The organism is bacterium (assembly GCA_021372515.1).
Taxonomy (GTDB): Bacteria; Gemmatimonadota; Glassbacteria; order GWA2-58-10; family GWA2-58-10; genus JAJFUG01.
The window spans coordinates 1-12,794 of the sequence record JAJFUG010000040.1; the positions used below are offsets into that span (position 1 = coordinate 1).

At 60.3% G+C, this 12,794-nt stretch carries 16 protein-coding genes and 1 tRNA gene; 14 read left to right on the forward strand and 3 right to left on the reverse strand.

What is annotated here, in order from left to right; genetic code table 11:
* The 7 genes from LLH00_03760 to LLH00_03790 form a co-directional block, all read left to right on the forward strand.
* Window positions 1–195 (forward strand): hypothetical protein (locus tag LLH00_03760; GenBank protein MCE5270378.1); only part of this gene is annotated, 195 nt, incomplete at its 5' end.
* Window positions 192–578 (forward strand): hypothetical protein, encoded by a 387-nt coding sequence (locus LLH00_03765; GenBank protein ID MCE5270379.1) that lies wholly within the window; start codon window positions 192–194, stop codon window positions 576–578. The genes LLH00_03760 and LLH00_03765, both read left to right, overlap by 4 nt.
* 124 nt (window positions 579–702) lie before the next feature.
* Window positions 703–1,128 (forward strand): hypothetical protein, encoded by a 426-nt coding sequence (locus LLH00_03770; protein ID MCE5270380.1) that lies wholly within the window; start codon window positions 703–705, stop codon window positions 1,126–1,128.
* 654 nt (window positions 1,129–1,782) lie between these two features.
* Window positions 1,783–2,433 carry an HK97 family phage prohead protease gene (locus LLH00_03775; protein ID MCE5270381.1) on the forward strand — a complete coding sequence of 217 codons (651 nt, stop codon included), beginning with the start codon at window positions 1,783–1,785 and terminating at the stop codon, window positions 2,431–2,433.
* A gap of 12 nt (window positions 2,434–2,445) precedes the next feature.
* The gene (locus tag LLH00_03780) at window positions 2,446–3,627 is read left to right on the forward strand and encodes a phage major capsid protein (protein MCE5270382.1); all 1,182 of its coding nucleotides are present in this window, start codon (window positions 2,446–2,448) and stop codon (window positions 3,625–3,627) included.
* 250 nt (window positions 3,628–3,877) lie between these two features.
* Window positions 3,878–4,135 carry a helix-turn-helix domain-containing protein gene (locus tag LLH00_03785; protein MCE5270383.1) on the forward strand — a complete coding sequence of 86 codons (258 nt, stop codon included), beginning with the start codon at window positions 3,878–3,880 and terminating at the stop codon, window positions 4,133–4,135.
* Between the two features lie 44 nt (window positions 4,136–4,179).
* A complete protein-coding gene (locus LLH00_03790) occupies window positions 4,180–5,268 on the forward strand; it encodes a tyrosine-type recombinase/integrase (GenBank protein MCE5270384.1) in 1,089 nt (362 codons plus the stop codon).
* 117 nt (window positions 5,269–5,385) lie between these two features.
* Here the strand turns inward: LLH00_03790 and LLH00_03795 are convergent.
* Both LLH00_03795 and LLH00_03800 read right to left on the reverse strand, forming a co-directional pair.
* Window positions 5,386–5,460, reverse strand: a tRNA-Gly gene (locus tag LLH00_03795).
* Between the two features lie 94 nt (window positions 5,461–5,554).
* The gene (locus LLH00_03800) at window positions 5,555–5,728 is read right to left on the reverse strand and encodes a hypothetical protein (GenBank protein MCE5270385.1); all 174 of its coding nucleotides are present in this window, start codon (window positions 5,726–5,728) and stop codon (window positions 5,555–5,557) included.
* A gap of 164 nt (window positions 5,729–5,892) precedes the next feature.
* On the opposite strand from LLH00_03800, the gene rph reads away from it, so the two are divergent.
* The 7 genes from rph (at window position 5,893) to hflC (ending at window position 11,487) form a co-directional block, all read left to right on the forward strand.
* Window positions 5,893–6,609 (forward strand): ribonuclease PH, encoded by a 717-nt coding sequence (gene rph / locus LLH00_03805; protein MCE5270386.1) that lies wholly within the window; start codon window positions 5,893–5,895, stop codon window positions 6,607–6,609.
* Window positions 6,599–7,210, forward strand: coding sequence for an RdgB/HAM1 family non-canonical purine NTP pyrophosphatase (gene rdgB / locus LLH00_03810; protein ID MCE5270387.1), 612 nt, complete (start codon window positions 6,599–6,601; stop codon window positions 7,208–7,210). Before rph ends, rdgB begins: the two co-directional genes overlap by 11 nt.
* A 222-nt stretch (window positions 7,211–7,432) precedes the next feature.
* Complete coding sequence (gene cysK, locus LLH00_03815; protein ID MCE5270388.1) at window positions 7,433–8,362, forward strand: cysteine synthase A; 930 nt, start codon at window positions 7,433–7,435, stop codon at window positions 8,360–8,362.
* Window positions 8,363–8,491: 129 nt separating this feature from the next.
* Window positions 8,492–9,259 (forward strand): HesA/MoeB/ThiF family protein, encoded by a 768-nt coding sequence (locus LLH00_03820; GenBank protein MCE5270389.1) that lies wholly within the window; start codon window positions 8,492–8,494, stop codon window positions 9,257–9,259.
* Between the two features lie 20 nt (window positions 9,260–9,279).
* Window positions 9,280–9,510: a sulfurtransferase TusA family protein gene (locus LLH00_03825; protein ID MCE5270390.1), complete on the forward strand. Its 231-nt coding sequence runs from the start codon at window positions 9,280–9,282 to the stop codon at window positions 9,508–9,510.
* A gap of 122 nt (window positions 9,511–9,632) precedes the next feature.
* Window positions 9,633–10,610: an FtsH protease activity modulator HflK gene (gene hflK, locus LLH00_03830; protein MCE5270391.1), complete on the forward strand. Its 978-nt coding sequence runs from the start codon at window positions 9,633–9,635 to the stop codon at window positions 10,608–10,610.
* 13 nt (window positions 10,611–10,623) lie between these two features.
* On the forward strand, window positions 10,624–11,487 hold the full coding sequence (hflC, locus tag LLH00_03835; GenBank protein ID MCE5270392.1) for a protease modulator HflC: 864 nt from the start codon (window positions 10,624–10,626) through the stop codon (window positions 11,485–11,487).
* Window positions 11,488–11,830: 343 nt separating this feature from the next.
* On the opposite strand, the gene LLH00_03840 is transcribed toward hflC, so the two are convergent.
* On the reverse strand, window positions 11,831–12,658 hold the full coding sequence (locus LLH00_03840) for a DUF72 domain-containing protein (GenBank protein MCE5270393.1): 828 nt from the start codon (window positions 12,656–12,658) through the stop codon (window positions 11,831–11,833).
* Window positions 12,659–12,794: the final 136 nt, after the last annotated feature.

The window sequence follows — 12,794 nt, forward strand, 5'->3', positions numbered from 1 at the left end:
TCGATGAACTGGCCGCCAGCTACGCGGCATGACATGGGAGCCGCTCAGATGAAAAACCGAGAGCAGGGCAAGGCGCATCGAGAAAAGCGATTTCGCACGCTCACTGAGCGCAAGGCCGCCAGCAAGTACGGCAACTTCCTGGCCGATCAGATCAGCGGCCCGAACAGTCCATACCGGAAACCGAGGGCAAAATGAGACAGTCGGAACTCGATCTTGAAGCCCGTATCGAGCGCATCGAGGAAATCCTGGGAACGATAGTCGACCTGGAGGCATTCGACAAGAAGTGGTGCGTCCTGAGAGCCAACCGGCTTATGATCCTGAACACTTCCGGCCAGATGCGGGCCGCTCTGACAGTGAATAAGCACCAGGACAAAGGTAATGGCGCTCTCTACCTCTGGGACCGGAGCGGCAACTTACAGGCGTCCTTGTTCGCTGTCCCGGATGTGGGCGGCCAGCTTTCGCTCTTCTCTCCTGACGAACTGAGGAAAGTCGCGGTCGGGGTGGATTCGACCGGCGACGGCAGAGTCAAGACCTTCAACGACGAGGTAAGCAGCATGGTTCCGGTATTCGACCGGTAAAAACAATGGCCCGGTGAAAGTTCGAGGCTTCCACCGAGCCGGCGTCTGCAACGGCTAAACTTGGTGGCCAGCCGAAGCAGACAACACGATCATACACCCGGGCCGCCGGGGGGTCAAGAGGTTCATGTATGACGAGGTTGCAGAGGTACGAGAGCGCCTTGAGCGCGTGGAAGAGCTTCTTCAGTCGTTCGTGTTTCAGAGAGAGAAGAGCGGCGGGATCATCCTGAAGGTGTCGGAACTGTGGATTGTGAACCAGGCGGGACAGAGGCGAGTCCACCTTGCCGAGTCCGCCAACCTCAAGGGGGGCAACATCCGGCTCTACGACCGAGGGGGCAACATCCAGATCGGTCTTGGAGCGGACAACGACAGCGGGGGAGTCGTGGCAGTCTACAGTCCGGACGGTGGAGTCAAGGCAAGGATGGACGTTGACCAGCACGGCAACGGAGAGATGGAAGTGTGCGGGCCCGACGGCATGGCATTCGTGGGAGTGAGTCACTACTCGAAGAGCGGCATCGTTTCGTTCTACGGTCCGCGAAAGGAAGGCTGGTAAAACTGCCCTGTGAGCGACGATCTCCACTCACGGACATGGTACGACCAGGGCGGCGGTGAGATCGTGCAGCCTGGGCCGCCGCTCGAAGAGCTTCGGCAATCGACAGAGGGGATAGGGGGATTGAATCATGCCGGGGATGATGGTTCCAGACCGACGGACCAGTCGAGAACGAAAACTCGCAAGTTTTGAGGGGGGGGGAGTCCCCCTCCACTCGGTAGGGGTAGGGGGGATCAAATCACGCGGAGAAAAAGGCTTCCAGACCGCTACCCCAGGCTTGCTTACAGTCGGTCAAAATGAAGACAGGGGGTCAAAATCGAAAAGGGCTTGAAAAATAAGCAGTTAAGTGTTGTTTGAGAAGGTAAGAAAAAAGTTAAGTGGAGAAATCACAGTAGGTTGAAGAGTCGAATGTTGAAGGAAAAGGGCCATTTTAAGGCGAAAAAGGCAGGAAAAAGAGCTTTATTAGCGAGTGCAAAGACACAACCACTTTAAAAATAAACGAGTTGTAGAGTTTGAAAACGGACGTTTTCGTGTAAGAAACCACGCTTTTCTTCACGAGAGGTAAGAAAGGCCAGGGTCATGTTCCAACGGGAAGCTGGTGTGGCCTTGCTTCGGTTTCAGTATGAGAGCAGAACAGTCTTCCGGGAGAGTGAAGCGATGCAGAGAAAGTTTCTGGAGAGACCCTTTCAACTGAAAGGCATCAAGGAAAACGGAGTATTCTCCGGCTACGGCAGCGTGTTCGATGTGGTGGACTCCTACAACGAAGTGGTGGCTAAGGGAGCCTTCACCCGTAGCCTGGAGGCGATGAAGCAGAAGCAGCGCATGCCTGCCCTTCTGTGGCAGCACAACAGCAACGAACCGGTGGGAGTCTACGCCGAGATGCACGAGGACGAGACCGGTCTGTTCGTCCAGGGTCAGCTTGCCATGAAGACCGCTCGAGGAGCGGAAGCCTACGAGCTTCTTCGGATGGGCGCTATCTCGGGTCTCTCCATCGGCTACAACGTGGTCAAAGAGGAACAGGACAAGGGAACCGGGATAACCGTCCTGAAGGAGATCGACCTGTGGGAAGTGTCTCTGGTGACTTTCCCGGCGAACGATGCGGCCCGAGTGCAGACGGTGAAGACGATTCTCGAATCCGGCGAACTGCCAACGATTCGAGAGATGGAGAGATTTCTACGGGAAGCAGGATTCTCTCAGTCCCAGGCCAAGGCATTTTTGGCGCACGGATACAATGCCCTCTCTCTGCGGGAAGCTGACGAGACGGCCTTTAGACAGGGAATTGAACACATGATTGATATTCTCAACTGAGGAGACAGAAAGATGGAAGAGTTAACGGGATTGATCGAAAAGCTTTCTCAGTCGTTCGAGCAGTTCAAGACCAACTACACGGATCGGCTCGATCATCTGGAAGCCAGAATGAACCGGCCGGGTGCCGGGAGAGCCAGAAGGGGGGACGACCTCGGGTCGGAGTTCTCGATTCTGAACGCCATCAAGTTCCTGGCAGACCCTACTCAGAAGTCCGAAGTATCACGCGAACTGGAGATCAGCCGGGAACTGCAGCGGCGCTTCGGTATCACGCCGCCGAACAACGGCCTGTTGATGCCTCTCGGCGCCCTGAGCGAGAAAGCGGTCACGTTCGGCGGCACCGGCGAAGACCTTGTGGCCACCGATCACATGGCCGGCAGTTTCATCGATGTGCTGCGCAACCGGTCCGTCATTATGAACCTGAGGCCGACAATCCTTCCCAATCTGGTGGGGAATGTCTCGATCCCGCGCAAGACCGGGTCGAGCGCGGCGCACTGGTTCGCGGCGGATCACAGCGATTCCATCACGGAAAGCACGCCGACTTTCGATTCGCTGTCGTTCTCTCCGAAGTTCTGCGGGGGCCTGGTGGTGGTTTCCTACCGGGTGACTCAGCAAGCCACGCCGGACATCGAGGACATCATCAGGCGTGATCTGGCCGCGATGCTGGCCGTGGAAATCGACGCAAAAGCGATCAACGGAGACGGCACCGGGAACGCGCCGCGGGGCATCCTCAAGACCGAGGGGATAGACTCGAACACGTACAACCCCGCTTCTTCCGAGCCGAGGTTCAGCCATATCGTCAACCTGGAAACGGTCCTTGCGAGCAAGAACGCCGACCAGGGGAATCTGGCCTACCTGACCACTCCGGGTATCGCGGGAGAGATGAAGCAGAGAGACCTCGGCGCGGACGGCGAGGGGGTCACCGGAAAATTCGTGTGGCAGCCGAGTCCGGGAGTTCCGGGCAAGGGAGTCATGAACGGTTATCCGGCGTACGCCTCGAACAACGTCCCGGAAGGCTATCTCGTTTTCGGCAACTGGGAAGACCTGGTTATCGGGATGTGGGGAGCGGTGGCCCTGGCGGTCGATCCCTACGGGTCGAACTTCGCCAAAGGCTCGGTTTCGATCCGGGCGATCATCGCCGTGGACTTCGGCGTCCGCCATGCTGAGAGCTTCGCGGAGATTCATCCGCAGGAGTGATCGAGAGATGAAGAAAGAGGAAGGCTTCTTATTGGGACCTGCCATCCCGATAAGAGCCTGACGCATGAACTGCCTGCCATCCGTGAGGACGCAGGGGGCACAAGAAGGTTGAGAATTTTCAGGTGGTGACGCCTGGAGGCGGGCCTACTCCTTCCGCGGTTGGTTCTCGATCAGCCTCGTCCCGCAGTTTATGCACAGAGGGGCCGGGTATGCTTGGCCCGGCCCCTTCCCTGAATCGAGAGCAACGAGAATGAGCGACCTTTCCAGAAAAATCTTCTCTCTGAATGCTGCGGCCGAGTACTCCGGCTACAGCCGGGCCGTGGTCGAATACTGGCTTGACTCCGGACTTCTGCCGTTCGAGGAAGTCCCGACGCCAGGGCAGAAGAACCGCTGCAGGCGCATCCGCAAGGCCGATCTGGATGCTTTTCTGGAAGGACACCTAAAGAAAAACCATGCTCCGGCCAGACCGAAGCTGAAAACCGAGTCCTTGATTTTGCTCGACCGATGATTCATACTTCTCGCGCAGGAAGGGTGCGCGGGGAGGGGGAGACTATGAGCCGTTTCACAGTCAACACCAGGTTCCGCCCCGGTTCCGGCACGTGGACCCTGGACTACTTCAACCCTGAGGGCCGCAGGAGACAGCTTTCAGGCGGGAAGGACGAGCAGCAGGCTCGACGTCTGGCCGTGAAGTTCACCGACTGGCTGATGGAGGGCAAGGATCCCGAAACCGAGATCGAGCGGGCCAGGAAGGTGGCCGAGCGAAAGCAAGTCACATTCGGCGAGCTGATCCCGACCTTCCTCGAACGATACGGCAAGTACCAGAGCCAGGGTCAGCAGAGGAACTATCGAGCGATCATCGACAACCTCAAGCGGTGCCCTCAGTTGATCGACTGCCCCGCCGAAGAGCTCAGGAAAAGCATGGTCCTTGAGTACATGCGGCTCAGGATGGAACAGCATCATGTGAAGGCGTCCACGGTGAACCACGAGGCTGACTTCATTTCCAGCGTGCTCAACCGGGCCGTGGAATGGGACATGCTCGATCGCAACCCGCTCCAGGGGATGAAGAGGTTCAAGGCGGCCGGCAAGCGGGACGTGTACCTGAGTCCGGAGCAGCTTTCCAGTCTGATCAACGCCCTGCCGTCCAGACTGGCGGACATGGCCGAGTTCGCGGCCTACACCGGGTTTCGGCTTGGAAACATCCTGACCCTGAGAATCAACCATGTGCGTTTCCACGATCTGACCAAGACCGGAGAGGCAGACCTGGTGATCAAGGGGGGAAGGCTCGAAACCTTCCCGCTTTCACAGCCCGCAGTGGAGGTTGTGCAGCGAGTGACCGAGGGCCGGAAAGAGGGCTACGTGTTCATCAACCCGGAGAACGGCAAGCCGTTCGCTCGCTCCGGGATAAACGCCTTCTACAGACACGTCCGCATTCTCGGCCTGAAGGCGAAGGACGGAAGCCCGCTGAGGTTTCACGATCTCCGGCACGTCTACGCGACCACGCTGCGCGACATGGGGATCAGCCTGGATGATCTTCGGGTGCTCCTGGGACACAAGGACAGATCGACCACGGACAGGTACGTGACCTATGACCGGAAGGCGGTGGGTGAATGCCTCACAGGCTTGAAAAGGCTCAGGAAATGAAAAACCCCGGAGGGGTGTCCGGGGCTTTCGTCTATCGGGTCTGTTACGTATTGTTACACTTGACCTTCCGACGTTCAGCCTTGTGTAACAACCGTCTTCTCAAACCCTTGTCAATTCTGGAGCGGGCGATGGGACTCGAACCCACGACGTCCAGCTTGGGAAGCTGACATTCTACCGCTGAATTACGCCCGCGTTGCGCTCTGGATCGTTTGTCACGACCTGACAGTCCAAACTTATCAGAGTCCGGGGCGCTTGTCAATATTTACCGGTGGCGGCGGCGGCAGGCTCAGGCCGCAAGGCCTTCGGACGCCAGATCCAGCGGGCGCGGACCCTTGCGGAAGAACCGCCGGTCCTCATCCCCGTTGCGGGACAGGGCGCTCACGGCATCCACGCACCAGAGGCTCAGAAGAAGGGCCAGGGCCAGCGCCAGCGCTCCCACGATCAGAAATTTCTTGAACATGTATCCTCCCCAGGCGCAGTCAGCTTGCGCGAACTCGTTCCTACTGACATATTTCGGTCATTGCGGCCCGGACTTTAGTTTCCGGGCCAGGGAGCGGCTAAGGTCCTGCCGACATCAACTTATCCAAGCAAAGATTCTTACCCTGAGCCCAAACAGGAGACCCTGTGAGTGAACGTTTAGCCTGCGGCCTGCGGCCGGTCGAGTTCAACCTGGATTTCATCCCTCACGCCGAGGGCTCGTGTCTGGTCACGATGGGCCGTACGCGGGTGGTGTGCACGGCCACTGTGGAGACACGGGTGCCCAATTTCCTCGCGGGCCAGGGCCGCGGCTGGATCACCGCCGAGTACGGCATGCTGCCGCGCAGCACCGGCACGCGCCAGGAGCGCGAGCGCACCCGGGGCAAACCGAACAGCCGCGCCCTGGAGATCAGCCGTCTGATCGGACGGGCCCTTCGCGCGGTGATCGACCTGGAGGCCCTGGGCGAGCGTACCGTGATGCTGGACTGCGACGTGATCGAGGCGGACGGCGGCACGCGCTGCGCCTCAATTAACGGGGCCGCGGTGGCCCTGCACCAGGCCCTGGCCCGTCTGGTGGCCGCCGGTTATCTGACTGTCAACCCGCTGCGCCAGCTTGTGGCCGCGGTGAGCGTGGGCCTTGTCGAGGGTGCTCAATTCCTTGACCTGGACTACAGCCTGGACAGCCGCGCCGGGGTGGACCTCAACGTGGTGCTGAGCGCCGACTGCCGCCTGATCGAAGTGCAGGGCACAGCCGAGCGCGAGCCGTTCAGCCGGGCGGAACTGGACAGCCTGCTCGACCTGGCCACAGTCGGAATCCGCGAGATCAACCGTTTTCAGAACGGAGCGCTGGGGATTGCCGGATAAAGAACTGCTGATCGCCTCGCACAACCGGGGCAAAATCCTGGAGATAGCGCATATCCTGACCGGCCTGCCGGTGCGCGTGGTCCAGGCGCGAGAGCTGGGGCAGGAGGCGCCTGAATTCCCAGAGACAGGTGTGACTTTCCGCGAGAACACCCTGGCCAAGGCGACGGCCTGGTCGACTTTCAGCGGACTGGCCTGCCTGGCGGATGACAGCGGCCTGTGTGTGAGTGCGCTGGAGGGAGCGCCCGGAATATACTCGGCCCGCTATGCCGGCGAGCCGAGCGATGACCGCCGCAACAACGGAAAGCTGCTCGCGGCCCTGCGCGATGTCCCGGACGGCAGCCGTCAGGCACGCTTTGTCTGCTGCCTGGCCCTGGTTGTCCCCGGGGTCCCGCCCAGGACTTTCGAGGCCGAGGTGTGGGGGACGATCCTGCACGAGCCGGTAGGCGAGGGCGGGTTCGGATATGACCCGCTGTTTTTCTATCCGCCGCTGGGCCTCAGTTTTGCCCAACTCGGACCGGAGCGGAAAAACCGGATCAGCCACCGGGCATTGGCCCTGGGGAAACTGCGGGCCTGGATTGAGACACACCCGGAGCTGTGCTGAACGGGACTTTTTTGCCCAAAATCTTGACAGGAGGGAGGCGCCTGTTTATATTATCATAAAGTCAATCGATTAAGTGATGATTAAACAGGTCTGAAAGCGCACCGGGCTGGATTAATCACACGGGGTGCGTTTCAATCAACGGCTCCCTTTAGGCGGCTCACGAGACCGCCCGGAGCGGGCGAACGCGGCGCAGCAGCCGCAAACAGCAGAGTGGAGGTTTATATGCCAGGTATCTATCAAAACATCTCTGAGACCATCGGGAACACTCCGCTGGTGAAACTCAACCGGTTGACCGAGGGCCTGGGAGCCACGGTGGTGGGCAAGATCGAGGCTTTCAACCCGCTGGGATCGGTGAAGGATAGGATCGGGTTGAACATGATCGAGACAGCCGAGAAAGAGGGCAAGCTTAAAAAGGAGACCGTGATAATCGAGCCGACCAGCGGCAACACAGGGATCGCACTGGCGTTCGTGGCCGCCTCGCGCGGCTATCGCCTCATCCTCACCATGCCCGACACCATGACCGTGGAGCGCCGTCAGATCCTCAAGGCTCTGGGCGCGGAGCTGGTGCTCACCCCCGGCTCTGCGGGCATGAAAGGCGCGATCGAGAAAGCCGATGAACTGGTGGCGACAACTCCCAACTCTTTCATGCCGCAGCAGTTCAAGAACCCGGCCAACCCCGAGGTGCACCGTCGCACCACAGCCGAGGAAATCTGGCGCGACACCGAGGGCAAGGTGGACATTTTCGTTTCCGGTGTGGGCACCGGCGGCACGATCACCGGTGTGGCCTCGGTTCTGAAGAAAAGAAAGCCTGGATTCAAGGCCGTGGCCGTGGAGCCGCTGGAAAGCCCGGTGCTCTCGGGCGGCACTCCCGGACCGCACAAAATTCAGGGGATCGGGGCCGGGTTCAAGCCGGATGTGCTGGACCTGAGCCTGGTGGATGAAATCATCAAGGTCAGCTCGGACCAGGCCATTGCCACGGCCCGTCGCATGGCGCGCGAGGAGGGCATTTTCGTGGGTGTTTCCTCGGGCGCTGCGGCGTACGCCGCCATGGAACTGGCCCGTCGCCCCGAGAACAAGGGCAAGCTGATCGTGGCCATATTCCCCAGCACCGGCGAGCGGTACCTGTCTCACCCGTTGTACGCCGAGGTCTGAGCGCTTGGATTCGGATGGAAACAGGGGTAGGGGCGGGTTTTTAACCCGCCCCTACATTCGCTTTATACTATATTGAAAAGAAAAGCGGGCTTACTTGGGCGAAACACCAACGCCGGTCCGGGATGCAACATGGAATTGAACGAACAGCAGCTTCTTCGCTACAGCCGCAATATCGTGCTGGCCGAGCTGGGGCCCTCCGGCCAGGCCTGTCTGCTTGGCTCTTCGGCACTGATCGTGGGCGCGGGCGGGTTGGGCTCGCCGGCGGCGCTCTACCTGGCCGCGGCCGGGGTGGGCCGTCTGGGCCTGGTGGACAGCGACCGGGTGGACCTGTCCAACCTTCAACGCCAGATACTGCACGACACCGGCTCAGTGGGACAGGACAAGACCGCCTCCGCCGCTGCCAGGCTCTCCGCGCTCAACCCGGACACTCGGGTCGAGTGCTATCAGATGCGCCTGGACCGGAGCAACGCCGAGCCCCTGCTCCGGGACTACGATGTCATCCTGGACTGCAGTGACAATTTCGACACGAAATTCCTGCTGAACGACCTGTGCGTAAACCTGCGCCGTCCGCTGAGCCACGCCGGTGTGCTGGGATTCCGCGGCCAGTTGCTGACAGTCGTCCCCGGCGCTGGCGGGGCCTGTCTGCGCTGTGTTCTTCCCGAGCCGCCCACCGCCGCCGACAACCCCACCTGCGCCGCTTCCGGGGTGCTGGGGGCCGCAGCCGGGGTGCTGGGCTCGCTCCAGGCCGCCGAGGCGATAAAAGTCCTCTGCGGGATCGGCCGGCCGCTCACCGGGCGCCTTCTGAGCCTGGATCTGCTCTCCATGCATTTCCGGGTCTCCTCCGCCCCGGCTGTGCGCTCCTGCCCGGTCTGCGGCGGTGGGATAACCGGGATGTGATTATTTGTCGAGGGGGCGTGGTGGAGCCTGACCTGAGAATCGATCTGCGGGGCGAGGCCTGCCCGATGAACTTCGTGCGGATCAAGCTGGCCCTGGACCGTCTGGCCCCGGGAAAGCTGCTCCTGGCGCGGGTCGACCCGGGGCCGGTCGCCGCCGATCTGGAACGCTCGCTCACAGCTCAGGGCTACCGGATGCATCACCGCAGTGAATCGGCTGTGGGCGCAGAAATCGCTGTCTCGCGCCCTGAATGACTTTTCGACACCCGCCTGTTTTCCTTCTTTCCTTGACTGGTCTTGACGCCCCGGATAGATTGAAACTCAGGTCTTAATTCCGGCGCCCGAGGGCGTCCAATTCTGCCGCTGGAGGTAAATGCATGCCAGCAGATGATTTCGAGGTCCGAATCCCGCAATTCAACCTGCCCCAGTTTAGCCGTAAGGCCGTGTTCACCGTGATCGGAATCGCGCTCCTTGTCTGGATCGCTTCCGGTCTGTACAAGGTGGATGCGGATGAGCTGGGAGTGGTGCTGCGTTTCGGGCGGATACACACGGTCACAGAGCCGGGCCTCAACTACCACCTGCCGTTCCCGTTCGAGACCGTGTTCACCCCGCGGGTTACCGAGGTCAAACGGGTGGAGATCGGGTTCCGCACCGTGGACCCCGGCCCGCCGGCGCAGTACGAGTCGATCCCCCAGGAAAGCCTGATGCTGACCGGGGATGAGAACATCGTCGATATCGACCTGATCGTGCAGTACAAGATCAAGGACCCGGCGGCTTACCTGTTCAAGGTGCGGGATGTTGGCCGCACCGTGCAGAACGCGGCCGAGGCCTCGCTGCGCCAGGTGATCGGCAACCACAAGATCGACGAGGCGCTCACGGACGGAAAGTTCCAGATCCAGAGCGAGATACAGGAAATACTGCAGCAGGTGCTCGACAGCTACAACGCCGGGGTGCTGGTGGTGGCCGTGCAGTTGCAGGATGTCCACCCGCCGGAGCAGGTGATCGCGGCGTTCAAGGATGTGGCCAGTGCGCTGGAGGACAAGAACAAGTTCATCAACCAGGCCCAGGGCTACCAGAACGACATCATTCCGCGCACCCGCGGCCACGCCACCGAGATTCTGCGCCAGGCCGAAAGCTACAGCCGCGAGCGTATCCTGCGAGCCGAGGGCGAGGCCGGACGGTTCAACCAGGTGCTGGCCGAGTACGAGAAAGCCCCGGCCGTGACCGAGAAGCGCCTTTATATCGAGACCATGGAAAAGGTGCTGCCCGGACTCAGAAAGTATATCGCCAAGGTGCCGGACGGCCAGGGGCTGATGCCGCTGCTGGACATGCGCACCAATTCCCCCAAACCCTGACCCGGAGACTGCTATGCAGCGCAAGACAGCAATCCTGGCCGCAGTCCTCACTGCGGCGCTCCTGCTGTTTCTCAGCTCGGCCTACCGTCTCTGGGAAACCGAGCAGGTGGTGATTACCAAGTTCGGCGCGCCGGTGCGCACTGTCACCGAGCCGGGCCTGCATTTCAAGATACCCTATATCCACAAGGCGCATTTCTTCGAGCGCCGTCTCCTGGATTACGATACCTCGGCCCGCGAGATATTGACCCAGGACAAGAAGACCCTGATCGTGGACAACTACGCCAAGTGGCGGATCACCGACCCGCTCAAGTTCCTGCAGGCCGTGCAGAACGTGGCCGGCGCGCAGAGCCGCCTGGACGACATCATCTATTCCGAGCTTCGCACCGAGCTTGGCAAGCACATCTTCCACGACATCATCTCGGTCAACCGTCCGCAGATCATGGCCACTGTCACCCGGCTGAGCAACGAAAAGGCGGCTGAGTACGGCATCGAGGTGCTGGATGTGCGGATCAAGAGAGCCGACCTGCCGGCGGAGAATGAGATGGCGATATTCGCGCGCATGGAGGCCGAGCGCAAGCGTATCGCCAACCAGTACCGCTCCGAGGGCGAGGAAGAAGGCTTGAAGATTCGGGCCGAGACCGACAAGGAGGCCGTGATTATCCTGGCCGAGGCGGAGAAGCAGGCCCAGGAGACCAAGGGCGGTGGAGATGCCGGGGCGACAAAAATCTACGCCGCGGCTTACAACCGCAACCAGCGTTTCTACGGCCTGATCCGCACCCTGGAGGCCTATCCGAAAACGATCGATTCCACCACGACCCTGATCCTCTCGCCGGATGCGGAGTTCTTCCAGTATCTGTGGAAAAGCACGCCGAAATGAAGTTGGAATATATGGCGGTTGTGGTGATGACTTAAAGTGCGGTGTGAGGTTTTGAGAGTCTGAGATTCACAATGAAAATGTTGGGGCACGGCAGGCCGTGCCCCTTTGTTTTTTTCTCCCCCTTCCCAAAGGAGGATCGAGGGGGATTGTAATATACTATGGGAAAATCCCCCCGGCCCCCCTTTAAAAAGTGGGGGGCGTAGGCCTGCCTTATCGTGTAGATCGTCGGCCTTTTCGCAGGGACGGGATACAACTCGCCCAAAATCGAATTGGGCACGGCATGCCGTGCCCCTAAGAAAGACTGCTGCTATACGTACCAGTTATTTGATTCTCTTTACCCTGCTTACAGCAACGGCAGTTCCTTGTCACTAAGCCTGTCCACCTCGCCCGGGTCGAAAAGCCCCAGCATCTGGGCCAGAAGGCGCGCATCTTTCACCGCGTTGCCGTCCCGGTGGTTGTTGAAAAACACCAGGGTCCTGTCCGTGTTCTGCTCCAGCCAGGCCAGCTTGTCGCGCCAGGGCTCCAGCTCCTCACGGCTGTACGAGTAATGGTAGCGCTCCCAGCTCTGCTCGTGATTGAACCATTTCTCGGCGTTGCGGCCGTGGAACCGCACGTAGCTTAAGGCCTGGCAGGTGCGCACCACCTCCGGCGGCATGAGCCCCGGCAGGGGCGGCTCATCCACGCAGCAGAGCGCCGCCCCGCGCAGCCGGAGCCAACTCCAGACACTTTTCTGCCACCACTGGACATTCCGGAATTCCACCACGGCGGGCTGCCCCTCCAGGCGTTTGAGAAGATCATCCAGGAACGCCAGTTCGGCTTCGCCATGATGGAAACTGTAGGGGAACTGGAGCAGAACCGCAGCCAGTTTGCCGCATTCCCGGAGCGGCTCCAGAAGAAGCATGAACTTGCGTAGAATGTCGGCGCTGTCATCTCCGCGCTGGTGGGTGATACCCTGAAACGCTTTGACCGCCACGTTAAACCCATCGGGCGTGTATTCGGCCAGATTGCGGATCAGCACGGGCGAGGGCAGGGCGTAGTAGCTGGAGTTCAGCTCCAGGGCCTTGAAATGCTCGGCGTACCAGGCCAGGAAATCGCGCTGGCTCAGTTTTTTGGGATAGAACACCCCGCGCCAGTCCGGGTACGAGAACCCGCTTGTGCCGATCAGGATCAAGAAACAAGCCCTCCCGCCGGTTTTCTTTTACAAAGGCAAACCCGAGGATTATTATTTCAGGCAAGGATATAGTCGCTCCGGCCCGAACGCCTGTTGGTGGCAAGCGGCCGCAGTGGAATCAATTATACAGCCGAGA

Excerpts from the sequence above, each read along its gene's own strand:
- LLH00_03785 (MCE5270383.1), top strand. The coding sequence starts at position 3,878 with ATGAGCGACCTTTCCAGAAAAATCTTCTCTCTGAATGCTGCGGCCGAG.
- hflC (MCE5270392.1), top strand. The coding sequence starts at position 10,624 with ATGCAGCGCAAGACAGCAATCCTGGCCGCAGTCCTCACTGCGGCGCTC.
- LLH00_03820 (MCE5270389.1), top strand. The coding sequence starts at position 8,492 with ATGGAATTGAACGAACAGCAGCTTCTTCGCTACAGCCGCAATATCGTG.
- LLH00_03770 (MCE5270380.1), top strand. The coding sequence starts at position 703 with ATGTATGACGAGGTTGCAGAGGTACGAGAGCGCCTTGAGCGCGTGGAA.
- LLH00_03765 (MCE5270379.1), top strand. The coding sequence starts at position 192 with ATGAGACAGTCGGAACTCGATCTTGAAGCCCGTATCGAGCGCATCGAG.
- LLH00_03775 (MCE5270381.1), top strand. The coding sequence starts at position 1,783 with ATGCAGAGAAAGTTTCTGGAGAGACCCTTTCAACTGAAAGGCATCAAG.
- LLH00_03780 (MCE5270382.1), top strand. The coding sequence starts at position 2,446 with ATGGAAGAGTTAACGGGATTGATCGAAAAGCTTTCTCAGTCGTTCGAG.
- LLH00_03800 (MCE5270385.1), bottom strand. The coding sequence starts at position 5,728 with ATGTTCAAGAAATTTCTGATCGTGGGAGCGCTGGCGCTGGCCCTGGCC.
- LLH00_03790 (MCE5270384.1), top strand. The coding sequence starts at position 4,180 with ATGAGCCGTTTCACAGTCAACACCAGGTTCCGCCCCGGTTCCGGCACG.
- hflK (MCE5270391.1), top strand. The coding sequence starts at position 9,633 with ATGCCAGCAGATGATTTCGAGGTCCGAATCCCGCAATTCAACCTGCCC.
- cysK (MCE5270388.1), top strand. The coding sequence starts at position 7,433 with ATGCCAGGTATCTATCAAAACATCTCTGAGACCATCGGGAACACTCCG.